Origin of the sequence: Enterococcus sp. AZ035, from assembly GCF_050548325.1 — a bacterium.
Lineage (GTDB): Bacteria > Bacillota > Bacilli > Lactobacillales > Enterococcaceae > Enterococcus > Enterococcus faecalis.
In genome coordinates, this window is record NZ_CP172958.1 from 780,975 (window position 1) to 806,400 (window position 25,426).

Consider the following 25,426-nt stretch of genomic DNA (forward strand, 5'->3'; position numbering starts at 1 on the left):
AAGCTTGGCAACCTCACTAAATTTCAGTGAAGTTGCCAAGCTTTTTATACTTAATTGAGCTTCTTTTTGTTAGTCAATATTTTTTTGATCGACAATGAGTAAAGCGATCATCACGTAGACAATCCAACTACTTTTAGAATAAAGTGTATAGCGGGGTTGCCATTTGCTAGCAAATTTTTCCTTGTATTCGCGTAATCCTTGGAAGGAGTAAATTTCTGAACCAAATTCATAAATTAACGCAGCAATCCGTTCTTGAATAAAACTTTTTCTTGATTGACCAACGTTGGCTAACGGAGCCATCCCTAAATTGAAATAATGAATATTTTCTGTTTTCATATATTCAAATAAATGAATAAATAAGAAATCCATACTTCCAGAAGGGGCTTTTTCTTTATGGTGACGCATCAAGTCGATGGTACCAACTTCATTTGTGTAACTAGGAATGATATTAGCGAAAGAGACCATTTCTCCTTCAGCATTTCGGACAACAGCAATTGGGTTTCTTTGAAGATACGCTTCATCGAAAAATCCTAGTGAAAAGCCTTTTTCTTTTCGATTGTCTAACCAACTATCCGAAATAGCTTTTAATTCGTGCATTTGTTCGGCACTAAAAGGAGGTTGGAGTACGTCAAATGAATAGCCGGCTTTAGTAATTTTATTAAACACTGCGCGGGTACCTTTGAATTTTTTCCCAGACATCGTAAATGTTTCTAGATTAACTAAGGCTTCTTCGCCCATTTTGATAAATTCGTAGCCATATTCGTGTAGTAACATCACGCTGTCCTCATTGGTTTCGTAAAAGACGGGTACATAGCCGAAACGATCTGTTTCTTTAAGGAATGCATCAATCGCCGCAGGAAAATCTTCTTTGTTCCCAGAAGGGTTGCCCATCACAACGCATTTATTATTAATGGTGTTGAATTGTAAAAAGACAGTCGGTTCTTCTTTGGGATATAAGAAAACCTGTTTATCATGAAGAAAGACAAGTTCACTGTCAATATTCCCGCCATAAGTTGTTAAGATATTATGCAAGATACTATCTTCTGGAAACTCACCAACTTGGTGTTTTTTCCCTTGGAGGTAGCGAACAAATAGAAAGTTAAAACTCATAACTAAGAGGATAGCGATAAATCCTGACAACCAGATCCGTTCGGAAGGGAACAAGAAAAATTCCACAAAATGATGACGATGGTGTGGGAAGTTCGGTAAATTATAAACACCAATTACCAGGTATAACAAAGTCAACAAGCCAAAGATAAAGCCATCAATCGTCATCCACTCCCAAGAGTAAACCAGTTGTTCACGGTACAATTCTGATTTTGAAAAAATAACGATAAATAATAAAATAGCTAAATAGAAAATGGAAAACATACTAAAGTCAACAACAAATGAATACAAGATAGCACCAATTAATAAAATAATCGTTGGATAATAGGCTCTTTTAACACGATCAGCAATCCCACGTCCCATAATTAATAATGCAAAGCCTAAAACAATACTCGGAATTTGAATAATAATATGTGAACGAAAGGGGTTAATATCTCTTAACCAATGCACTTGAGTGAAGGCTTCTGGAATAGTGGCTAGGAGCACCATCATAATTCCTGAAAAATAAAGTAAAACCACTTCTAGCTTGTGGGCAATTTCCAAAGTAATTTGTTTTAGCAGTTGACGATAATGAGTATCCAACTTTTGGCTTAAGTGTTTTGTAAAGAACAAACAGCCAATTAAGAACGGAATAATATAATAGAATAAACGATAGAGCAATAACCACAAAACAATAATTTCACGATCGACACCTAAGTTGCTCAGTCCTAAAATCATCATGACATCAAAACTACCTAAAGCCCCTGGAATCATCGAAGCAATCCCAATAATCGAAGCTGCTACATATAAAGGAACAATATCAATTAAAGGAATCGGTACATCTAATAAGTAACCAATACTGATAAAGGTAATTAAAACACCTGTCCATTCTAAAAACGAAGAAACAACTAGAGATAAGCGATTTTTTGCATCGAGGTTACCAAAGGAACTATTTTTTTGGAAATGTAAAATAAGATAAAGTAACGGGAAATAAAGACCGCCACCTAATAACCAAATCCAATATTGCTGTAAATAAGCCATCTTTGGATCAAACTGAACAAGGAAAAAGCAAAAAATACTATAAATAGATAGACCGGATAACACAAAAAGTAAAATATGGGTTAACGCAGGTAAAATTTTCTTTTCCTCTGTTTTATTTCCATAAAATTCAGAACGAAGTCCCATGCTGACCAAACCACCGAATCCACCAATATTATTGATTGTATTGACAATCCAGCTAGATTCAAGGAGTTCCCGTTTTGAGACTTTCAAGTTTAAAATGCGATTTAATGTTAAGTCATAATTTAGCATCGGAGTAACGGAAACTAAACCGATAACCATCATCAATAACAATTTCCATAGCGGAATCTCATCAAAAATCTGTTTTAACTGTTCAAATGAGATCGTTTTACCAATTGATAAAAGTTGGGCAACAACAATAATTGAGACCGCAATAACAAACAGTGTTTTTAGTAATCCTGTATGCGTTTTGATCCAATGAATAATTTGTTTCATTTAGACACCTTCATTTCCTTTAAGAATTTTTCGATTGTTTTATTAAAAATATCTGGTGAGTTTTTGGCAAATAAATGACCCTGTTTATTTACCAAGACCAATTTGCCGGCAGGAATGGCATCAGCAATCGCCCGTGAATGGGAAAGCGCAATTAAATCTCGACTGCCAGTAATAACAAGAGTAGGACAGGGGATGTGTTCTAAATCTTGTTTTGTCAGTCCAGTATCTTCAAATAACAGAGCCACGATAGGGAGCCGTGCGCGCAATTTTTTTGAAAAAAAGGCGCCAATACGACAAAACCAATATTGAAAATAAGTGGCAATCGTTACATATTTTTTCAGACCAGACATGGTGACATTTCCAGAATTTAAGACGAGTTTGTTGACGAAATCAGGATATAAATGGGTAAAAACCATGGCAATATTTGCTCCGTCACTAAAGCCCAATAAATTAATTTTTGTTAAGTGTTCTTGTTGAATAATACCAGCTAAATCTTCTGCCAAAAGCGGAAAAGTTAATTGACTTTGTGTATTGGTGGAACGTCCATGTCCGCGGGTATCCACCGCAATAACTTGATACTCCTTGGAGAAATAAGAAATTTGATAATTAAAAAAAGTATGATCATTGCCATTACCATGAAGTAACACAAGGGGGTAATTTGTTTCTTTGCCAAAAATTTGATAAAAAATTTGACTGCCATCTATTGTTTGAAAATATTTTTCTATTGCCATTCTCCGTCACCTATCTCATCTATAATCAATCGAGTCCTCTCTCATTATAGAGTCTTTTGTCTTTTTTTTGTAATAAAAAACAGAAAATTTTCCGAACAGTTTTGTAAGGTGTTGTAATATAGTGTGATATAGTAGAAGATAGCCACCTAAAAATTAGACTAGAGGAGGGAAAGTTGATGTCTTTAATCGTTTTAATTGGTGCCCAAGCTGTCGGGAAAATGACCGTTGGCAAGGCTTTAGAAAAGCAGTTAGATGCTAAATTACTATTTAATCATCAAACCATTGACTTATTTGCAAACTATCTTGGGTATACGGAACGTGCATTTCAATTGTCTGATTCCGTTAGAAAGGAACTTTTTCATGCCTTTGTCGAAAATCCAGCCACAAATACAACAAAAAACATTATTTTTACAGTGGTGATTGCTTTTGATCAAGAACAGGATTTTCAATTTTTAGAAGAAATATCAGAAATTTTTCTTAGCAAACATGAGTCCGTTTATTTCGTCGAACTCGTCTCTTCAACATCAATCCGCCTAGAACGAAATGTTCATCCAGAACGGCTAGAGGCAAAACCTTCAAAACGCGATGTCGACTTTTCTCGAAAAGAATTACTCAATACCTTTAAAGAACATCGATTAGTAAGCCACGAAGGTGAACTAGAAAGTACATTTCCAAATGTAAAAATAGCGAAAATAAATAATTCAAACATGACACCAGAAGAAGTAGCCACGAAGATAATTGCTACTTTTGGTTTGACATAATGTGAAAGGAACATCGGAATCAATGAAAAAGTTTTTTAAATATCTCGGTAGCTTGATGGTCCTTCTTTTAAGCATAGCTTTAATTTTGATAGGATATTTAACCTTCCGAGAGTTTCGACCACGAGCGGTTGAACCAGTTGCTATAAATAAACAATTTTCAGAGCAAACCATCGAAAAAAAGCAATCCATTTCTTTAGTCACGTATAACATAGGCTATGCCGGCCTAGGACAAACAGAAGATTTTTTTATGGACGGTGGCAAAACTGTCCAACCAGTTAATAAGGCAATGGTCCAACAGAATTTAACAGGCATTGAAGAAACCTTAAAAGAATTACCAGCGATGATTTACTTATTCCAAGAAGTCGATCGTCGCTCGCGACGTTCTTATGAAGTCAATCAAGAGGAAGAATTACAAAAACAGCTACAGCTGAACAGCGCATTTGCTTATAATTTTAAGGTAGATTATGTGCCCATTCCTTGGCCGCCGATTGGACGAGTAGAAAGTGGTTTATTAACATTATCAAATGAAAAAATAACAGAGGCCAAACGCATTGCTTTACCCAATCCCTTTCGTTGGCCCGTTAGCATTAGTAACTTAAAACGAGCACTTCTAGAAACGCGCTTTCCAATTAAAGGCACAGACAAAGAATTAGTGGTTTTTAACTTACATTTGGAAGCCTATGACAATGGGGAAGGGAAGATTGCTCAAAGCAAAAAGTTAGCTGACGTATTATCCCAAGAATACGCTAAAGGAAACTATGTAATTGCTGGAGGTGACTTTAATCAAGTTTTCAAAGGCAGTCATCGATATCCTGACTTAGGGGAAGCTGGTTGGGTACCAGGAGAAATTGATCCAGCAGACTTACCTAAACATTTTTCACTTGCTTATGATGATCAACAACCGACTGTGCGGGTGCTTAATAAGCCTTACACTGGCTCTTATGAAACATCCCAAGTGTATGTAATTGATGGTTTTATTGTTTCTGATAATGTGGCTGTTCATAGCGTGAAAACAAAGGACGAACAATTTAAATATACAGATCACCAACCTGTGAAGATGGAAGTTGGGTTGAAATAGAAAAAGGAGGAGATAGATGAAATTAGGGGTTATTGCCGCAATGGATTTAGAGCTTCAAAAATTATTGGAATATTTTCCACCACAACGAAAGATACAGCTAGCAAAAAATACATTTTATATTTATGAACAAAAAACATCGCAAGTCATTATGGTTTGTGCAGGACAAGGAAAAACGAATGCTACGCTATATAGTCAAATACTTATTGATTCATTTCAAATAGAACAACTAATTAATATCGGTATTTGTGGCTGTTTAAATGAAAAACTGCAACTCTTTGAGATGGTGCTAGGTGAGGAATACTGCCATTACGATATTCGTGAAAGACAGTCAATCAATAAATTTCCTTATCAGCTGTACTATAAAGGAGATAAAGGAATGCTGGCCGAACTTCAACATCTAGATGAAAAGATAAAGTGTGTTCGTTTTGGAACTGGAGAAGGCTTCGTTTGTGACACAACTGAAAAAAGAAACTTAATTGAACAATTCTCTATTGACTGTGTGGATATGGAATCCGCAGCTATTGCACAATGCTGCTTTTTAAATGATTGCGCTTTTGTTTCTATAAGAATTATTTGCGATAGAGCGGATGCTAACGCAGTCAAAGTAACAGAAGATACACAAACACAGGCAATGGAAAAAGTATTTGAATTGGTCTGTGCATATATAAATTAAAAAAGAAAGAGCTTGGAACAAAAATCCAGAAAGATTTTTGTTCCAAGCTTAAAAAGTAATATAGGTTGGGGATAAAAGTAACATTGTTATTGTTCCAATTATTTTACAGATAGCCTTTAGTAATAGAATGAGTGGAATTTAGCATATTTGCTGGGGTTCCTGTAAAAAGAAGCTGTCCGCCATTTTTTCCACCTTCGGGACCTAGTTCAATCAACCAGTCGGCACTTTTAATCACATCAATGTGATGTTCTAATAAAATCAAGCTGTTTCCTTCTTCTACCATTCGATTGAAAAGTTGAAGACTTTGTTGGATATCAATTAAGTGTAAACCATCTGTAGGTTCATCCATTAAATAGATAGCTTTTTTTTGGTGAAGTGTGTCTGCTAATTTTACCCTTTGCAATTCGCCACCAGATAATGTTGAGAGCGATTGATTGAGTTTAAGATAGCTTAAGCCAACTTCCAGTAAATTTTTTAATGAAAGAGCAAAAGGCTGGTCTTTGAAAAAATCATAGCCATCTTTAACGCTTAAAGCTAGTACTTCAACGATATTTTTTCCGTTATACAGATAATGAAGCACCTCTTCTTTGTAACGCGTTCCGTGACAGGTTTCGCAAATACTAGTAACATCCTCCATAAAAGACATATCGGAGACAATTATGCCTTTCCCCTTGCAAGTAGGACAGGCGCCTTTGGAATTATAGCTAAATAAAGCTGGACTAACATGATTTTCTTCCGCAAACAGTTTGCGGACCTTATCAAAAATATTAAGATAGGTCATAGGTGTGGATCGTAAATTTGCGGTAATGCTTTTTTGTGAAAGATGAATAATTTCTTGGTTATCAGCCTGGGCTTTTTGATAAATTTCTTCCGCTAATGATGATTTACCTGAACCAGCGACCCCACAAATAACAGTCAAAACTCCTAACGGAACTTCGACAGATAGATTGTTTAAATTATGCAGTGTCGCATGTTCGATTGATAAAGACTTCCTTGCTTTTCTTGGTTGGTCGTTTAAAGGGAGCGGCTCTTGAAGCGCTTGACTAGTCAAGGTTTTGGAGACTAAAAATGCGTCATACGTTCCTGAAAACTGGACATGGCCACCATTTTCGCCTGCGAAAGGTCCGATATCGATGATAAAATCAGCTTCTCTAATTAATTGTGGATTATGTTCCACGAGAACCACGGTGTTTCCTTTATTTTTTAAATTGAGCAATGCACGACTGATCCGTTCGATGTCCTTTGGATGTAAGCCAGCACTTGGTTCATCTAAAATATACATAATATCATTTAAGGCGCTGTTTACATACTTAGCAATTTTAATCCGCTGTGCTTCACCACCAGAAAGTGTTTCAGTTGCTCGTCCTAATGTGAGGTAGGAGAGACCGATATTAATTAATGCTTCTAGACGTACAAGTAGCTCTTCTTGAATAGTTTTTATTAAGGATAGGTCCATTGAACGAATAAAAGAATGTAATTCAGTGAGTGGCATGTCAACAGCATCAGCAATACTTTTCTGATTAATTTTGCAGCTACGAACACGTTCATTGACTCTACTTCCTAAACAATCAGGACATCTTTTTACGGTAACAAAGTGATTAAGGTATTTTTGATGACGTTTGCCTTCGTCTGTATGCAATATGCTACGTTGCATACGCGGGACGATTCCTTCATACAAAGCTGTATGAGGCCACTCTTTGGGTGGATTAGCTAGTTTTTGTTGTGGAGCATATAAAAATAATGCTAACTCTTCAGGAGAATAGTCCTTGATTTTTTTATCCAAATCAAATAGACCACTATGGGCATAACGCTTCCACCGCCAGTTGCCAACTGTAAATGTGGGGAAATCGATAGGCCCTTCGTTTAATGATTTGTCATAATCAACTAGCTGATGAAGATTGATTTCGGTAATCTTTCCTAAGCCATCGCATGTTGGACATTTTCCATCCGGATGATTAAACGAAAAAGTATCTGAATAACCAACAAATGGAGAACCTGCTCGTGAAAACAGCAAACGTAAAAACGTATAAATATCTGTGTACGTTCCCACTGTCGAACGAGAATTACCTGCTACTTTTTTCTGGTCAATGACAATTGCAACAGGAAGATTCTCGATTTTTTCAACTTCTGGACGACCATATTTGGGTAAGTAATTTTGAACAAACGAACTAAATGTATCATTTAGTTCACGACGTGATTCAGCGGCTAATGTGTCAAATACTAAGGAGGACTTTCCTGAACCCGAAAGTCCAGTAACAACAGTTAGTTGCTTTTTAGGGATATTGACAGAGATATTCTTCAAATTATTTTGTGTTGCGTGCTTAATTTCAATCCATTCCATTAAAAAACCTCCGTTTCTATTCTATTTTAGCATATAAAAAGAACCTAGCCTAAAAGTTGAACATGGGAATTTTCAAGAGAACTTTACTTTTTAATCGCTTTCATTTATGCTATAAGTAATACAGATTTTTTAACTGTATTAATAGATAAAGGATGTGACTTATGAAGAAGTCGATTTTGTTCAAAAAGTTAGGGATTATTTTATTAATTAGCCAAACACTGGTAGGGGTACCAATGTTGGCACAAGAAAGTATACTAGAAACAACCGTTCAAACAGAGACGGAATCAGTAACAACAGAAACCAGTCAGACTGTAGCTAACTTGGAATCTGAAACTACTAGCCAAACGGTGATGCAGGAAAAAGAATCCTCTTCGGCAATCGCCGAAAGCAGTAGCGGAAATGCGGTTGCAGTAACTACTGAAACCACAAATGAGATACAAAATAGTGATACAGATGGAAAAGCTGTTTCTGCAGAGAGTGTTTTTTCAGAAGCAGATTATAAACAAGCAACTGCACTGGAGTTAGCAACTTTAGTAAGAGAAAAAAAGGTGACGAGCGAAGAATTAGTAAAAATTGCGTTGGCCATCACTAAACGTGAAAATCCTACATTAAATGCGGTCATTACTTTACGAGAAGAAGCGGCTTTGACAGAAGCAAAAGCTTTACAAGATACAGGTCAACCATTTCTAGGTGTGCCGCTCTTACTAAAAGGGTTAGGACAATCCTTGAAAGGTGAAAGCAACACGAACGGTTTTGGTTTTCTCCAAGATCAAGTAGCTGGTGGGACATCGACCTTTGTCAAAGCACTACAAAATGCCGGATTCATAATCATTGGTCAAACGAATTATCCAGAATTAGGTTGGAAGAATATTTCAGATTCAAAGTTATATGGCGTTTCCGTCAATCCATGGAATCCTAACCATTATTCAGGTGGTTCTTCAGGCGGAGCGGGTGCTAGTGTCGCCGCGGCATTTGTTCCCATTGCTTCTGGAAGTGATGCTGGTGGCTCTATCCGCATCCCTGCTTCTTGGACAGGCACCGTAGGCTTGAAACCTTCTAGAGGAGTAATCATTGGTAATTCTAATAGTGCAAAAGGTCAAACTGTTCACTTTGGTTTAAGTCGAACCGTGGCGGATACAAATGCATTATTTGAAACCTTATTAACCAAAAAAGATCTTCCTGCGGGACATTTAAGTCAAGCGCAACCCATTGCTTATACAACAGAATCCCCTGCCGGAACGCCTATAAGTGCCGAAGCAAAAGAGGCGGTCGCTGAAGCTGTTGCTTTTTTAAAAGACCAAGGGTACACATTGGTTGAAGTGAAGCACCCTGTTGATGGGGAACGTCTAATGAAAAATTATTATACTGTAGCTGCTGGCTCAGCAGGAATTGCCGATTTTATGGCGCGGCAGAAATTGAAAAGACCGCTTGAACGAAATGATGTAGAACTGTTAACATGGGCGCTTTTTCAAACAGGAAAAAATATAACGAGTGAAGAGACAACTGCGGCTTGGACAGATATTGCTTTACAAGCACAAGCGATGGACGAATTTTATCAACAGTATCCTATCTTATTAACACCAACGACGGCTGCCACGGCACCTAGTATTGATAATCCGTTACTAAAACCAGAACATGCAGCACAGATGGAAAAAATTGATCAATTGTCACCAGCAGAACAAAAACAATTGATTTATGACCAATGGCTGACGGCGTTCACATATACACCGTTTACACAACAAGCAAATTTATTTGGACATCCAGCATTAAGTGTACCAACTTACGTTTCAAAAGAAGGACTGCCTTTGGGGATTCAATTTAATAGTGCATTAAATGAAGACCGAACATTGCTACAATTAGGTGCTTTATTTGAAAATAACCACAAGATAAATCAACCACATGTAGAAGAACCAGACAAAGACAAAGAACCAGATACAAGTGGCGAACCAGACAAAGACAAAGAACCAAATGCAAGTGGCGAACTGGATAAAGATAAAGACCCAGATGCAAGTGGCGAACCAGACAAAGATAAAGACCCAGATGCAAGTGGCGAACCAGATAAAGATAAAGAACTAGATACAAGTGGCGAACCAGATAAAGACAAAGAAACAAAAACAAGTGAAGGACCAATCGAAGGAAAAGACCAAAACCAAAACCAAAACCAAAACCAAAACCAAAACCAAAACCAAAACCAAAACCAAAACCAAAACCCAGACAAATCTGGAAAAACTACTAGTGAGTCATCCTTAGATAATTCGCTGAATTCATCAGCAAATCAGGGAACCGAATCAACAGAAAGTACTCATGCTTTTTCTGATAAAAATATGATTGGGAAAAAAGAACAGCTTCCCAAAAAAGTATTACCAAAAGCAGGTGCAGAAGTACCTAGTACTTTCTGGGTTGTTTTAGGAGGAGCTTTCTTAGTAACGAGTGGAACGATTTATATAAGGAAAACTAGAAAATGATAACCAGTGAAGGCTAGAGACAATTTATCCCCAATTGTCTCCAGCCTTTTTTCTTTGGTATACTAAAACCAATAGGGAAATGGAGGCGAAAGTAATGAGGGCGTTTGAGAAGATTCCAGCGTTTCAGCAATGGCAAAAAGTTGAAGCTATTCACCGTGGTTGGTCAACTGATTTAAAGTTTAAAGTTACCAAAAATCAAGAAACCTTTTTATTGCGAATTTTTCAACAAGAAGAGTTATTAGCCAAACAACAAGAATATCAATTTATCAAAAAAGTAGCGGCGTTAGGATTTCCCAGTTCTAAACCTTTTTTATGTGCACCTATTCCTGAAAGTGAACAAGGATACATGTTATTAACGTATCTAGAAGGTGAAGACTTAAGCGATGTTTTACCCGCTCTTTCTCCCAAAAGACAACTGAACTTAGGCGTAGAGGCAGGCCGCTATTTAAACAAAATCCATAAGCTTTTGTTGCCTGAAAGGATTAGTCAAAGAGAGATTGCGCAAAATTTATACGAAAAAAAGCAGAGCCAACTAAATAAGTATAAGGAATCTCAATTTTGTATGCCGTACCAGCAGCCAATAATTTCATATTTAGAAAAACAATTACCGTTATTGCAACAACGGCCTGTGGTTTATCAGCATGGAGATTTCCATGTGGGAAATTTTATTTACTTGCCAACTAGGCAGGTCGGTGTGATTGATTTTAATCGATGGGATTTTGGGGATCCTTATGAAGAATTTTACAAGTTACAATTTTTTTCAAGAAATGTTTCGCCATTGTTTGCTTATGGTCAATTACAAGGTTATTTTGCTGGGAAAGTTCCTACCTTATTTTGGCAGTTTCAAAAGCTTTATACTTTTCACGCAGGACTCTATTCTTTAGTTTGGGCACTGAGCTTTGGTGAAAAAGAAATCAGGACTATGGAACAGCAATACCAACAATTACTAGAGGACTATAATTGTGGAGAATTACTAGTTCCCAAATGGTTTTCAACTATTCAAAGAAAGGGATTGAGATTTTAGGTTTATTTCGATAGAATAAAAATAAAAACAGGAGTTTAAGGAATGAAACTAAACGGGATTATTATGATAGCGGTTGTTGGAAGCGTTTTATCTAGCTGTGGTTGGCAAAAATCGAAAGAGGAATCACAGAAAGTACAAACCGTACAAACAAACAATGTAAATACTGAAGAAACAAGAGCAATTTCAGCAACCGAAGTTAGTCAAACCACGGCGTTGGAATTAGAGCAAACAACGCAAACACAAGAATTAACTGAATTAGTTACAGAAGAAGGGACGATTTGGAATCAGCAAAAAGCAAAACAGTTAGGACAATACATGGAAACCTGGGGTCAAGAACGCAATCAGAACTATCAAGCGTACCAACCAGGTCACTCTGTAGCTTTTTACACGATTCAAGTGCCTGATGATTTATTGAGTTATGAACCTAAAATACAACCAGCTATTGGGAACAATCCCATTTGGTTAAATTGGTCAGAAACAGGCAGCGAAGGGGGTTATTGTCTGGTGGCAGTATACTCTGACAGTGCGACACAAGTTGCCCAGAAGCATGTCTATTTATTTACTTTAGTGAATGGTGAAGCTAAAGTTTATGTGAGTAAAGAACAGCCAGTAGAGGAGCAACCTTATTTGTTTTTAAAAGAAACAAGCAATACAGAACTGAAAGAACAATTCACAAATCTTGTGAATAATCTTTAATTTTTTATTTAATCAAAAGGAAAAGAAAATTTATCATTGACAAAGTATCCGCTTTCATTTTATTCTGTAGCTACCCCTTGGGAAAGGGCAAAAGGAAGTTTTGAAAGGGATGGAAAAAATGAAGGAAACAAGTTTAGTAATTATTAAGCCAGATGGCGTTGAACGAAAGTTAGTTGGCAAAATCATTCAACGTTTTGAAGATAAAGGTATTGACTTATTGCACCTTAAATTCGAACGACTAACAGTAGAAACAGTGAAGGAACATTATGAGCATTTAAAAGATGAACTATTTTTCCCTGAATTATTAGCCTATATGACAAGTGGCCCAGTGGTTGTGATGGTCGTTGTAGGGGACAATGTGGTTAAAAAAGTGCGTAAATTAGTTGGAGCAACGAATCCGTTAGATGCTGAAAGTGGCACCTTACGAGCGGATTATGGGTTGTCTGTCACCAAAAATTTAATCCATGCTTCTGATTCTGTTCAATCAGCAAAAATTGAGATGCAACGGTTCTTTGGTTAATCAGCAAAAAAGAAACAATCCTTTATTTTTTATAAAGGATTGTTTCTTTTTTATTAATTGTCAGAATATTCCGCTTAAATGGTTGACATCTGGAGGTAGAAGAGTAGTATAGACTACATACTAAATACTAAATGACTGTGTGTGCTTCAGGAGGATAAAATGATAACAAGTGATGAATTGACAGAAAACCTTAGTCCGTTTGAATTAAGTCTATTTTTAGAGAAGAAATTACATGAAGAAAATCATAATTTAGAAACATTGTTAAATGCAGGGCGAGGCAATCCTAATTGGACGGCGCCAACACCAAGGGAAGCCTTTTTTTTATTAGGTCAATTTGCTACAAAAGAAACGTTAAGAGAGGGGAGCGAACAAACGGCTGGTATGATTCAGCCAAGTTTTGGTAGAACGCAACGCTTCTTAAACTTTTTAGCAGAAAATCCAAGCAAAGGGGCAACCTTCTTACAAGAAATTTGGACAGCAGAGCATAACTATTTTGGGATGGATAAGGAAATGTGGTTAGATGCCATGTTAGACTATGTGATTGGGGATAATTATCCGAATCCTGTTCGTTGCTTGAAGGCGTGTGAACAACCGATTAAAGTATATTTAAATCAAGAATTATTTTCCAGCGAAGCACAACCGTTTGATATTTTTGCCGTTGAGGGTGGTACAGCAGGGATTTGTTACTTGTTTGATACGTTGGCAAATAATTATTTACTAGAAAAAGGTGATCGTATTGCGTTGTTATTACCAACGTTTGCTCCTTATTTAGAAATTCCAGAACTACCACGTTATGACTTTGACGTGGTTAAAATCAAAGCAGAGCAAATGATCATTGATGGAAAAACGACGTATCAATACTCAAACAAGGAAATTGATAAACTAAAAGACCCGTCCATCAAAGCGGTTTTTGTCGTAAATCCCAGCAATCCAACTGCTAATGCTATGGGAAAACCTACCATTGAACAAATCAAACAAATCGTTGCAGTGGATAACCCTAAGTTAATGATTTTAACAGATGACGTTTACGGAACCTTTGTGCCAGCTTTCCGTTCACTATTTACGGAGTTACCTTACAATACAGCCTGTATCTATTCTTATTCTAAATACTTTGGCGCTACCGGTTGGCGTGTGGGGACTATTGCGGTCAGTCAAGAGAACATCTTTGATCAATTATTAAAAGAATTGCCAGTGGCTCGAAAAATGGAATTACAGGCACGTTATGCTACATTGAATGCAGACACAAGCCAAATTAACTTTATCAGCCGCTTAGTCGCAGACAGCCGCGATATTGCGTTGAACCATGCAGCGGGACTTTCTTCTATTCAGCAAGCAATGATGGCTTTATTTAGTTTGTATGCTTTGTTAAAAGACGGTCAAGCATATAAAGACGAAGTGATGGATATTTGTCATACGCGTGAAAAGCTCTTGTTCCGCACCTTAGGCATTGAAGAGCCTTTAGCAAGTTTAAATACAGCATACTATTGTGAAATTAACTTTAGAGATTGGACAGAAAAACGTTATGGCCCAGAATTTTCAAGTTATTTAACGAAATCGTGGACGATCACAAAAGTATTAACTTCGTTAGCAGAAAAAGAAAAATTAATGCTTTTAAAAGCGGATGCTTTCGGGAGTGACAAATGGTCAGTTCGAATTTCTTTAGCCAATTTAGCTACTAACCAATATAGTGAAGTTGGTAAACGAATGATTCGCCTATCTGAACACATTAAAGAAGAGTGGTTGCGCCAAAAGCGCCAAGCAATTAAATAAAAAAACGCTAAGTCTCTTAAGCTGCAGGAGACTTAGCGTTTTTGTTTATTATTTATTCATTTTTCCGTCAGTTTTGGTTTATAAATGTTTGCTACACTGGAGATAAGAGGAAATTAAGCGTTTATAAAAAGGAGAGAAGTGAATGAAACATATTAAAGGAATGTTGGTTTTTATCGGATTATTTATTTTGGTTGGTTGTGCGCCAGATCAAGAGCCAACGAAACAAACAACAAGTGGTCCGCAAGAGACAAAGCAAGTGAAGCAAGTTACCGTCACCAATCAAACGACTTCTGCGGTGGAAAAACAAGCGCCGACTAAAAATGACGAACTGATTGCTAATCAATTGACTTTTGATTCTCATGAATACACGTACGAAGTGGTTACAGGGGCCACACAAACGACATTTGGAACAACCCCACCAGCAAAATATACACCGGAAGAAAAAAAGAAAAAAATGTTTTGGTCCAATCAACCGCCTTTGGGATTAATGACGGGTAACTATTATAAAAATGAAGGTGTATTTACTGGCGGAAATTACGGCATTGTAGAGATTATTACGGAACCTGAAACGCAAAGGATTCTGAATGTTGAGTTTACAGAGTTTGCTAGTGATCCTTATTATGATACACGCTATTCGGGTGTCAACAAACGCCTGTCGGATTATCCTGAATTTCAAGCAAGCAACACGCGTACAGACGATACGTTAGTCACCGTTGTTAATGGTATTACTTATGTAGAAAAACAAATGCGTGACGAAAATCGTGTTACAGGTAATTTTTATACGGTACGCGGTTCATCAACTTCTGCGCGTGAAGGATTAATGCCTTTAGCAGCAGAGATGGACACTTGGCTAAAAGAGCCATCGAAAGAAACGTATATCGGTTACGCAGAAGATTTAGGCAATGGCCTAATCGCTCGACTTCAAGTGATAACAGAAGAGCAGAAAATAAAACATGTCAGCTATGATGAATACTTTTCAGATGAACAGGAAAAAATCACAGAAACAGCCCTGCGGCCTTTTTATCGTCAATCGAAATATTATTCACCAGGATACAATAAACAAACCAACAATTCTTTTATTCATTTTGTAGATGCACTAACAAAGGCCATTACGACACAACAAACTTTATCCGTTAACGAAGAACAAGAGCTACAGCATCCGTCTTTTACGACTTATCAAAGATTGGCTGAAAAAATCAGCACGTTTCAAAATTCATTGAAGGAATAAAAAAAACGGAAGTGGGGCATAAGTCGTTTCGACTTATGCCCCACTTTCGTAATCTTAAGATTATCAGCTAAATCAAAGTGAGTTCTTTTTAAAGAAATACTTTTATTTTAGCCTTTTATAGATCTAAATAATTTTCTAAGTAATCTGCTAAACCATCTTGATCATTTGTTTTTTCAGTGACATCGTTGGCTACGGATTTAATTTTATCCGTGGCATTGTTCATAGCAACACCCCAACCAGCATAACTTAACATTTCTTCGTCATTATGTTCATCGCCAAAAGCAATGATATCAGCTGGTTTGACAGATAAAAAGTTCGCCACTTGATCAACGCCATGGGCCTTTTGAATTCCTTTTGCGACCATTTCTAAAATAGGCATTGGACCGCCCCAAGTGCGGACATCAATATAATCACCATATTGTTTTGTCAATGTATCAGCAACTTTTTCAGCTTGGTTTGGTGTGGTCCGAACCATCATTGAGGTAGGATTTGTTCGTAAATTTTTAGCAGTAAGTAAATTATCTAAGGTTGCTTTGGAAGCAAAAAATTTCGGATCGAACCCATCTAACGTATCGATATAAAATGTTTCTTTGTTTTCAGCAGCAACAAAATCTAATTGTAATTCTTTTTTCTGTGCCAAAATGTCAAAGACTAGGTCACGCTCAATATTGGCTTCGCTTTCCAAGTCCCATTTTTTCTCTGGAATGTGGACTAAAGCACCGTTAAAGTTAACCATAGGGGTCGTTAGGCCAAGTTGTTGGTAAAATTGATGACTCATTCTATAGGGACGTCCAGTGGCAATACTGACGTAATGACCGTTGTCAATCGCTTTTTTTAGTGTTTGTTCGGTTTTTGGACTGATTAAAGACTGTGCATTTAATGTTGTGCCGTCTAAATCAATAGCAATTAATTTTTTCAAGTAAAAATTCCTCCTAAATGCCTTTTACTCAGTCTAGCATAAAACCGAAGATTATCAAGGGGAGAAGCATGTTCATTTATAAGGTTTAAAAAAAAGCTTAAGAAGTATGCTACACTAAAATAAACCGTTTGAAAAAGGAGCGCAGAGCATCTTGAAAAATTCTAGAAATTATTTACGAGTGATCACCTTAATCTATTGTATCTATATGTGGTTATTTGCTACGCATTTTCATTTTATGGCGTTGAACGTGTTGTTAGCCTATATTCCAATTGAACTTAGTTATCTTTTAAACGCAGAAAAACGTAAAAGGGATTGGTTGATAGGTTTTGCTTGGTTAATTTTTTATCCTAATGCGCCGTACCTATTTACGGATTTTTTTCATTTGGAAACGCTATCTATTTATCGAGGCTTTAATACGATTTTTGCAAACCAAATTGGTGATTGGTGGGCGTTTGTTTGCTTAACTAGCGGGATTGTTATATATGGGCTTTTAGGGATGAAAACAGTAACAACTGTTAGCCAGAAATTGCAAAGTTATTGCGGCTATAGAACAATTGTAGTCTTTCAAGCCAGCCTTCATTTCTTGTCTGCTTTGGCGATTTATGTTGGACGTTTTGATCGATTACACAGTGTCTATCTTTTTATGAGTCCAATTGAAACAGTGAAAATTATCTTTTTTGACTGGTCCCTTCAAAAATTAATGTTTATTTTATTAATGATGTTTCTACAGATGCTGTTGTTTGGGCTAATCCAATTATTAGGAAAAGAAGAAGCAATGTAAAGCTTTTTCTTTTTTTTATATCTATGAAACACGAACATTATATAGAAAAATATATATAATAGTTAATATTTTGTTGTAAAAAGATAGCGATTCTCTTATAATCAAAGAGTAATTATTCGAAAACATGGATTTTAAGGGAGAGAAGTGCAATTATGAATACGTTTTTCAAATTAAAGGAAAACAAGACAACGGTATCAACTGAAATAATGGCGGGGGTCACGACCTTTTTTGCAATGAGTTATATTTTATTTGTTAATCCGTCCATTCTTTCAGAAACAGGGATGCCTTTTCAGGCTGTTTTTTTAGCGACCATTATTGCTTCAATCATCGGTACATTAATCATGGGGCTGTTTGCTAATGTACCTTACGCTCAAGCACCAGGGATGGGACTCAATGCTTTCTTCACGTTTACGGTCGTTTTTGGGATGGGGTATACATGGCAACAAGCATTAGCAATGGTTTTTATTTGTGGTTTGATTAATATTTTGATTACAGTGACAAAAATTCGCAAAATGATTATTAAAGCAATTCCAGAGAGTTTACAACATGCTATTGGTGGTGGGATTGGAATTTTTGTCGCTTATGTAGGGTTGAAAAATGCTGGCTTACTAAGTTTCACAGTACAAGCAGAACCTCAAAATGGTGTTGTGAATGGTTCGAGTATCGTGCCCGCTTTAGGAAATTTTGATAATCCAGCTATTATTTTGGCGGTAATTGGGCTAGTTTTAACAACGATTTTAGTTGTCACGAATGTTCGTGGGGCTATTTTAATTGGCATTGTGGTTACTACGTTAGTCGCAATTCCAATGGGGGTGGTAGACACTGCTTCGGTTGATTGGCATGCTAATTCGTTGGGCAATTCATTTAAAGAATTAGGTACAACTTTTGGCGCTGCTTTTGGTGCTGAGGGCTTACAGTCATTGTTTAGCGATTCTTCAAAAATTCCTCAAGTTTTAATGACCATTATTGCCTTCAGTTTATCAGATACGTTTGATACAATTGGAACATTTATCGGTACGGGACGTCGAACAGGGATTTTCTCTAAAGAAGATGAATTAGCTTTAGAAGATAGTAAGGGTTTCAGCACTAAAATGGACAAAGCTCTATTTGCAGATGCTATTGCAACATCTATCGGTGCGATTTTTGGTACATCGAATACGACAACTTATGTAGAAAGTGCAGCAGGAATCGGTGCGGGTGGTCGAACAGGTTTGACATCGGTAGTGGTAGCAATTCTATTTGCCCTAAGTAGTCTTTTTTCACCACTTATTGCTATTGTGCCAGCACAAGCTACGGCTCCAGCGTTAATTTTAGTGGGAATTATGATGTTAGCTTCTTTCAAAGACATCAATTGGACGGATTTAGAAGATGCGATTCCAGCATTTTTTGCTTCAATTTTCATGGGATTATGTTATAGCATCTCTTATGGGATTGCTGCTGGGTTCATCTTTTATGCAGTGGTGAAAGTAGTCAAAGGAAAAGCCAAAGAAGTTTCACCAATTATTTGGGTCATTGATGCGTTGTTTATCTTAAACTTTGTAATCTTAGCTATTTTATAGTAAACAGAAGTGAGGCTGAGATAACAGCGGTTAGCTTCGAAGGTGTTGCATTTGTTCAGATATTTATCTTAAGCTCAAGTGTTAAGAAGTCTGGCAGATTGGTCGTTTTGGCCGGTCTGCCAGACTTTTTTTAAAAGAATTTTCTTTTGAGAGATTCACTCTTTTAGAGTATAGTGGTAGGTGAAGAGGTGATAAGGTGGATAAAAGTATGAAAATAAAATGGAAGCAGAATTTGTTAGTCGCATGGATTGGTTGCTTTTTTACAGGGGCGAGTATTAGCTTAGTTATGCCGTTTATTCCAGTATATGTTGAACAATTAGGGACGCCTAAGAGTCAAGTAGAGTTGTTTTCTGGATTGGCAATTTCTGTCACGGCGTTTGCTGCTGCGATTGTTGCACCGATTTGGGGAAATTTAGCTGATCGAAAAGGTCGGAAAATTATGATGATTCGGGCTGCAGCAGGAATGACGATCACAATGGGGGCGTTAGCATTTGTCCCTAATGTATACTGGCTGTTGATTATGCGTTTTATGAACGGGATTTTATCCGGCTATATTCCTAACGCAACAGCGATGATTGCGTCGCAGGCGCCAAAAGAGAAAAATGGCTGGGCTCTAGGGACATTATCAACAGGTGCAATTGCTGGGACGTTAATTGCGCCATCGATTGGCGGTGCGTTGGCACAGTGGTTTGGAATGGAAAATGTCTTTATTATTACCGGCGTTATTTTATTCATTACAACGTTGTTGACTATCTTTTTAGTTAAAGAAGATTTTCAACCAGTTGAGAAAAAGGATTTATTAACGACGAAAGAAATTTTTAGTAAGATGGATCATGTTTCAGTATTGATTGGTTTGTTTGTGACTACGTTAATTTTACAATTAGGAATTACAAGTATCAGCCCAATCTTAACGCTATATATTCGATCTTTAAGTGGCGATACAGAGAATGTATTATTTGTTAGTGGTTTGATTGTTTCGATTGCCGGCGTTTCAGCAATTATTTCTTCTCCAACTTTGGGAAAAATTGGGGACCGCATTGGGAACCAAAAAGTTTTATTAGGCGGATTAATTCTTTCTTTTATTTGTTACATTCCCATGGCGTTTGTGCAAACACCTTTTCAGTTAGGTGTTTTACGATTCCTTCTAGGTTTTTCAACAGGTGCTTTAATGCCATCAATTAATACGTTAATTAGTAAAATAACGCCAACAGAGGGCGTAAGTAGAGTTTATAGTTACAATCAGATGTGTAGTAATTTCGGTCAAGTTTTAGGGCCGATGGTAGGGTCGACAGTTGCCCATGGTTTTGGCTATTCTTCTGTTTTTCTGGTAACCGCTTGTTTCGTTTTAGGAAACATTGGGCTGTCCTTCTTTAATTTCCGAAAAGTTTTAAATAAAAAGCTCTAAACAGTTGAAAAGATAAAAAAACCAGTTACAATAACTTTAGTAACTGGTTTTTTCTTATTTAACAGGTTTGGTTTCTTTCGGTACTGCAAAGTGTGCAATTAATAAAATAATAACGGCTGTTGCCAACGATAGAATCGTTGTCATTTTAAAGTCGTATGAACCGCCAGATAATGCACCGCCGATATATCCAACGACTTGGCCTAATGCGAAGGTCCAGAAAAATACAACAAGATAACGCATATGAGCACCTCTTTTCTAGCTCTTAGTTTAGCATATTTTCTTTAAAAGTAAAGAATCCGCGATAGGAAAATAAGAGAAGAGGCAAAAAATAGCAAGGATTCAAAAAGGAGCTGTCCAATGTCATTTCCACAATTACATACCGTTACTTCCTATTCGCTTTTATCTAGTACGGTTAGGATTCGTTCCTATGTAAAACAAGCGAAAGCGTTAGGTTATCAAACATTAGCGATTACCGATATCAATGTCTTGCATGGGGCGGTTGAATTTTATGAAGCATGCCAAGAAGCGGGAATTCAACCAATTATCGGTTTAAGATTAGAATATACCCCAGCAGAAAAAGAAGGGCATTCCGAGTTGCTTTTATTCGCTAAAAATTTAAAAGGTTATCAGCAATTAATGCAACTATCTAGCAGCAAAATGACAACAGAGGGTCCCTTTTACTTAGCGGAACATCAATCCTTATTAAGTGATTTATTTGCCGTGACTTTGTCAGCTAAAGGAGAAGTCGCCCAAACATTTTTTGAAGATGAACAACAAGCGGTTCACGCTTTCCAACAACTTGCTTCATATTTTGATCCCCAGTCGTTATTTGTTGAACATTCTTTTTCAAAGAATCAACAACGCAATCCAGCGCTCTTTTCTTTTTACCAAAGAGAACAATTACCTGGCGTGGCTTTGCAAGAGGTACGTCATTTAACAAGGGAAGAAGGCTTTGCCGTAACTGTTCTTGAGAGCATCAAAGAAAATAATCAATTGAATATTACAAGCCAAACACCGGAAATAGAAGGTCTGAATTACTTGCGTGAAGCAGAGACGACGATGGAACAAATGCTTCAAATAGCTGGTGCAGAAGTGGTCCAGAATACGATTCAGCTAGCTGAAAATTGCCGAGTTGACATTCCTTTACATCAAAAATTATTACCGCATTTTCCTGTGCCTGATAATCAAACGGCAGGTTCTTATTTACGCACATTGTGTTTAGAAAAATTACCAGAAAGAGTGCCTCATCTAAATGAAGTTTACCAAAAACGATTAGAAAAAGAGTTAACCATCATTCACAATATGGGCTTTGATGATTACTTTTTAATCGTTTGGGATGTGATGGACTTCTGTCATAACAATCAAATTGTTACAGGCGCTGGCCGAGGTTCAGCTGCAGGCTCTTTAGTGTCCTATGTGTTATCAATTACAGATGTAGATCCAATCAAATATGATTTGCTTTTTGAACGTTTTTTGAATCCAGAACGCTACACGATGCCCGATATTGATTTAGATATTCCTGATAATCGGCGGGAGGAAGTTTTAGCTTATGTCAGTCAAAAATATGGTCATTATCACATGGCGCAAATTGCCACGTTTGGTACGATGGCTGCGAAAATGGTTTTACGGGACGTTGCACGTGTTTTCGGGTTGTCCCAGAGTGAAGCGAATCGTTGGTCGGCAGCTGTCCCCAACAAGCTGAAAATTACGTTAGAAGAAGCGTACCAAGAGTCGAAACGGATGCAAGAATTGGTCAATTTTTCACCAAATAATCAATTGCTCTATAAAACAGCTGTTCAGCTAGAAGGATTGCCTCGCCATGTTTCTACGCACGCAGCAGGTGTGGTAATTAGTGATGAAAATCTTTTGAATTTGGTTCCGTTACAACCAGGATCGAATGAAATTTTATTGACCCAATTTACTATGAATGATGTTGAAAAAATTGGTCTTCTGAAAATGGATTTCTTGGGCTTAAGAAATTTATCCATCATTGATGATACCCTCACAGCTGTTAAACGCGTCTATAATCGAACCATTCGTTTAAATCAGATTCCATTAGATGACGAAACAACGCTGGCTTTATTTAGAAAAGGGGAAACAAGTGGTGTTTTCCAGTTTGAATCTGCTGGAATTCGGAATGTATTAAGAAAATTAGGGCCAACTAGCATTGAAGATATTGCTGCTGTCAATGCCTTGTATCGTCCTGGTCCGATGCAAAATATTGATGTTTTCATCCGCCGGAAAAAAGGCTTGGAACAAATTAGTTATCCAGAGCCTAGTCTCGCCCCCATTTTGGAAAATACGTACGGAATTATTGTTTACCAAGAGCAGATTATGCAAGTTGCTGCGAAAATGGCAGGCTTCTCTTTAGGGCAAGCTGACATTTTACGTCGGGCCATTAGTAAAAAGAAAAAAGATGTGCTAGATGAAGAACGAAATCATTTTGTTAATGGTGCGTTACAACAAGGCTATCCCCAAGAAACAGCTAACCAAGTGTACGATTATATAGAGCGCTTTGCTAATTATGGCTTTAACCGCTCGCATGCATTTGCCTATTCCTTTATTGGTTTTCAAATGGCTTACTTGAAGGTTCATTATCCGAGTGCTTTTTATGTCGCATTGTTGCATTCTGTTCGTCATAATCCAACAAAAATTAAAGAATATATTGGCGAAGCTAGAAAAAACAAGCAGACGATTTTGCAGCCGTCAATTAACCAAAGTCACTACAGCTTTTACCTAAATCAGCAACAGCAAATTTTATTTGGTTTTAGTTCTTTAAAAGGAATCCGCCGAGACTTCATTCAAAATATTTTAAATGAACGCCGAGAAAATGGACCGTACAAAACGTTCGATGAGTTTCTTTTGCGAATTGACCGTAAGTGGTTGAAAGTTGAAAATATCGAACCATTGATTGCCATCGGTGCATTTGACGAAATTGCGCCTAATCGCCGTCAATTAGCGGTAGGTTTAGAGAGTAATATCCAAAGTATTCTTCTCAGCGGTGGTAGTATGGATTTGTTAGAAACGTTGAAGCCCAAGGAAGAAGAAATTGCCGATTATCCGCTAGAAGAGCGACTAGAACAAGAAGAACAATATTTAGGGGTCTATTTATCAGGACATCCGACAGAAGAGTTCAAAAAAACACGCTTAGCCAAGCAAACGCAACTTGTTCATGAACTTGTTGAAAATCAGCCCACGAAATTATTGATTTATGTCAAAAACATTCGGACGATTCGGACCAAAAAGGGAGAACAAATGGCCTTTGTTGATGGGGATGATACAACAGGAAGTATTTCACTAACGTTGTTCCCAACCGTTTTTCGCCAGTTAAGACAGAGTGTCGAGAAAGGGCAAGTTTATTATGTGGAAGGAAAAGTGGAACGCAGTACGTACAATCAAGAATTGCAAATATTGGTTCAACGAATAGAAAAAGCGCAACAAGTAGAAACATCAATTAGTGACGAAACGTGTTTTATCAGAATTACAAAAGATGTCGAACAAACGGACGTTTTTCAGAAAATGAAAGAGGTACTCAGTCGTCACGCTGGACACATTCCAGTGATTGTCTATTTTGAAAAAACAGGTAAGAAAATAGTATTAAATGAAGAAAATTGGGTCGCTCATACAAGCGCTAGTCAGCAACAATTAGCTTACGTTTTAGGCGAGCAAAACGTCATTTTCAAATGATTTACGGTAAAAAATACTAGTTGTTTTCAACTTTTTTCATTTTTTTCTTCTTAACTCAAGACATTTTGGTTCTTTAATGGTAAAATGAATGACGTAATATTTTTGTATATCAATTTTTGCGAAAAGGTTTCTTTTGGCAGTTGAAAGTATATTATATGAGGTGAAATAGCGAATGAAACGCATTGGTATTTTAACCAGCGGGGGAGATGCCCCTGGAATGAACGCTGCAATTCGTGCAGTCGTACGCAAAAGTATTTTTGATGGAATCGAAGTTTACGGTATTAACTATGGATTTGCCGGTTTAGTCGCAGGCGACATCCGTCGTTTAGATGTTGCTGACGTTGGCGATAAGATTCAACGTGGTGGAACATTCTTGTATTCTGCTCGTTATCCTGAATTTGCTACTGAAGAAGGGCAATTAAAAGGAATCGAACAATTGAAAAAATTCGGTATTGAAGGCTTAGTTGTTATTGGTGGAGACGGTTCTTATCATGGCGCAATGGCTTTGACAAAACGTGGTTTCCCCGCTGTTGGAATTCCTGGAACGATTGATAATGATATTCCTGGAACAGATTTCACAATCGGTTTTGATACAGCGATTAACACTGTTTTGGAATCAATTGACCGAATTCGTGATACAGCGACTTCTCATGTTCGTACATTCGTTATCGAAGTAATGGGACGTAACGCTGGTGATATCGCATTGTGGTCAGGCGTGGCAGGCGGAGCAGATGAAATCATTATTCCTGAACATGATTTTGATATGAAAAACGTTGCCAAACGTATTCAAGAAGGCCGCGACCGCGGGAAAAAACATTGCTTAATCATTTTAGCAGAAGGCGTAATGGGCGGAAATGAATTTGCTGATAAACTTTCTGAATACGGTGATTTCCATACGCGTGTATCAATTTTAGGACACGTGGTTCGTGGGGGCTCGCCAAGTGCTCGTGACCGTGTATTAGCAAGTAAATTTGGGTCATATGCTGTTGAACTTCTAAAAGAAGGCAAAGGCGGTTTATGTATCGGTATGTTAGATAACCAAGTAGTTGCAGCTGATATTATTGACACGTTAGAAAACAATAAACATAAACCAGATTTATCTCTTTATGAGTTAAATCATGAAATTTCTTTTTAATCTTGTATATTAGCTAATCTTATTAGCTTTGTATAAACAAATTTGGAATAGG

Annotated in this window: 19 protein-coding genes; 14 read left to right on the top strand and 5 right to left on the bottom strand. The window is 37.2% G+C overall.

Annotated elements, in window-relative coordinates; translation table 11 throughout:
* Nucleotides 1-69: 69 nt before the first annotated feature.
* Together mprF and IGL32_RS03800 are read right to left on the bottom strand one after the other, a co-directional pair.
* Complete coding sequence (mprF, locus tag IGL32_RS03795; RefSeq protein ID WP_156210235.1) at nucleotides 70-2,601, bottom strand: bifunctional lysylphosphatidylglycerol flippase/synthetase MprF; 2,532 nt, start codon at nucleotides 2,599-2,601, stop codon at nucleotides 70-72.
* Nucleotides 2,598-3,332, bottom strand: a complete 735-nt coding sequence (locus IGL32_RS03800; RefSeq protein ID WP_002358908.1) for an alpha/beta fold hydrolase — start codon at nucleotides 3,330-3,332, stop codon at nucleotides 2,598-2,600. Before IGL32_RS03800 ends, mprF begins: the two co-directional genes overlap by 4 nt.
* A 176-nt stretch (nucleotides 3,333-3,508) precedes the next feature.
* Between IGL32_RS03800 and IGL32_RS03805 the strand changes: the two genes are divergently transcribed.
* From IGL32_RS03805 to IGL32_RS03815, 3 genes are read left to right on the top strand one after another with little or no spacing between them, the layout of a single operon-like run.
* Nucleotides 3,509-4,093, top strand: coding sequence for a hypothetical protein (locus IGL32_RS03805; RefSeq protein WP_002379208.1), 585 nt, complete (start codon nucleotides 3,509-3,511; stop codon nucleotides 4,091-4,093).
* A 22-nt stretch (nucleotides 4,094-4,115) separates the two neighbouring features.
* Complete coding sequence (locus IGL32_RS03810) at nucleotides 4,116-5,171, top strand: endonuclease/exonuclease/phosphatase family protein (protein ID WP_156210236.1); 1,056 nt, start codon at nucleotides 4,116-4,118, stop codon at nucleotides 5,169-5,171.
* Between the two features lie 16 nt (nucleotides 5,172-5,187).
* The gene (locus IGL32_RS03815; RefSeq protein ID WP_002379209.1) at nucleotides 5,188-5,844 is read left to right on the top strand and encodes a 5'-methylthioadenosine/S-adenosylhomocysteine nucleosidase; all 657 of its coding nucleotides are present in this window, start codon (nucleotides 5,188-5,190) and stop codon (nucleotides 5,842-5,844) included.
* A 103-nt stretch (nucleotides 5,845-5,947) separates the two neighbouring features.
* Here the strand turns inward: IGL32_RS03815 and IGL32_RS03820 are convergent, their stop codons facing one another.
* Entirely contained in the window at nucleotides 5,948-8,185 is a 2,238-nt protein-coding gene (locus tag IGL32_RS03820) for an ATP-binding cassette domain-containing protein (RefSeq protein WP_002379210.1), read from the bottom strand.
* 161 nt (nucleotides 8,186-8,346) lie between these two features.
* On the opposite strand from IGL32_RS03820, the gene IGL32_RS03825 reads away from it, so the two are divergent.
* From IGL32_RS03825 to IGL32_RS03850, 6 genes are all read left to right on the top strand, one after another.
* Nucleotides 8,347-10,650 carry an amidase family protein gene (locus IGL32_RS03825; RefSeq protein WP_202569261.1) on the top strand — a complete coding sequence of 768 codons (2,304 nt, stop codon included), beginning with the start codon at nucleotides 8,347-8,349 and terminating at the stop codon, nucleotides 10,648-10,650.
* Nucleotides 10,651-10,729: 79 nt separating this feature from the next.
* A complete protein-coding gene (locus IGL32_RS03830) occupies nucleotides 10,730-11,674 on the top strand; it encodes an aminoglycoside phosphotransferase family protein (RefSeq protein ID WP_002387052.1) in 945 nt (314 codons plus the stop codon).
* A gap of 42 nt (nucleotides 11,675-11,716) precedes the next feature.
* Nucleotides 11,717-12,370, top strand: a complete 654-nt coding sequence (locus tag IGL32_RS03835) for a DUF4767 domain-containing protein (protein WP_002376227.1) — start codon at nucleotides 11,717-11,719, stop codon at nucleotides 12,368-12,370.
* 109 nt (nucleotides 12,371-12,479) lie between these two features.
* The gene (gene ndk, locus IGL32_RS03840; RefSeq protein ID WP_002381321.1) at nucleotides 12,480-12,890 is read left to right on the top strand and encodes a nucleoside-diphosphate kinase; all 411 of its coding nucleotides are present in this window, start codon (nucleotides 12,480-12,482) and stop codon (nucleotides 12,888-12,890) included.
* 159 nt (nucleotides 12,891-13,049) lie between these two features.
* On the top strand, nucleotides 13,050-14,660 hold the full coding sequence (gene aspD, locus IGL32_RS03845) for an aspartate 4-decarboxylase (RefSeq protein ID WP_156210237.1): 1,611 nt from the start codon (nucleotides 13,050-13,052) through the stop codon (nucleotides 14,658-14,660).
* Nucleotides 14,661-14,802: 142 nt separating this feature from the next.
* Nucleotides 14,803-15,888, top strand: coding sequence for a lipoprotein (locus IGL32_RS03850; RefSeq protein ID WP_002386205.1), 1,086 nt, complete (start codon nucleotides 14,803-14,805; stop codon nucleotides 15,886-15,888).
* A 115-nt stretch (nucleotides 15,889-16,003) separates the two neighbouring features.
* Here IGL32_RS03850 and IGL32_RS03855 read toward each other — a convergent pair whose 3' ends face one another.
* Complete coding sequence (locus IGL32_RS03855) at nucleotides 16,004-16,807, bottom strand: Cof-type HAD-IIB family hydrolase (RefSeq protein WP_002355941.1); 804 nt, start codon at nucleotides 16,805-16,807, stop codon at nucleotides 16,004-16,006.
* 205 nt (nucleotides 16,808-17,012) lie between these two features.
* Here IGL32_RS03855 and IGL32_RS03860 point away from each other — a divergent pair, with 205 nt between their 5' ends.
* From IGL32_RS03860 to IGL32_RS03870, 3 genes are all read left to right on the top strand, one after another.
* Entirely contained in the window at nucleotides 17,013-17,588 is a 576-nt protein-coding gene (locus IGL32_RS03860; RefSeq protein ID WP_002385113.1) for a DUF1361 domain-containing protein, read from the top strand.
* Between the two features lie 152 nt (nucleotides 17,589-17,740).
* The gene (locus tag IGL32_RS03865) at nucleotides 17,741-19,147 is read left to right on the top strand and encodes an NCS2 family permease (protein WP_002355943.1); all 1,407 of its coding nucleotides are present in this window, start codon (nucleotides 17,741-17,743) and stop codon (nucleotides 19,145-19,147) included.
* 208 nt (nucleotides 19,148-19,355) lie between these two features.
* The gene (locus IGL32_RS03870; RefSeq protein ID WP_002381323.1) at nucleotides 19,356-20,552 is read left to right on the top strand and encodes a multidrug efflux MFS transporter; all 1,197 of its coding nucleotides are present in this window, start codon (nucleotides 19,356-19,358) and stop codon (nucleotides 20,550-20,552) included.
* A 54-nt stretch (nucleotides 20,553-20,606) separates the two neighbouring features.
* Here the strand turns inward: IGL32_RS03870 and IGL32_RS03875 are convergent, their stop codons facing one another.
* Nucleotides 20,607-20,792, bottom strand: a complete 186-nt coding sequence (locus tag IGL32_RS03875; protein WP_002355945.1) for a YjzD family protein — start codon at nucleotides 20,790-20,792, stop codon at nucleotides 20,607-20,609.
* A 117-nt stretch (nucleotides 20,793-20,909) separates the two neighbouring features.
* On the opposite strand from IGL32_RS03875, the gene dnaE reads away from it, so the two are divergent.
* A complete protein-coding gene (gene dnaE / locus IGL32_RS03880) occupies nucleotides 20,910-24,239 on the top strand; it encodes a DNA polymerase III subunit alpha (protein ID WP_430600091.1) in 3,330 nt (1,109 codons plus the stop codon).
* Between the two features lie 172 nt (nucleotides 24,240-24,411).
* Nucleotides 24,412-25,374: a 6-phosphofructokinase gene (gene pfkA / locus IGL32_RS03885; protein WP_002355947.1), complete on the top strand. Its 963-nt coding sequence runs from the start codon at nucleotides 24,412-24,414 to the stop codon at nucleotides 25,372-25,374.
* The last annotated feature ends 52 nt before the right edge of the window (nucleotides 25,375-25,426 follow it).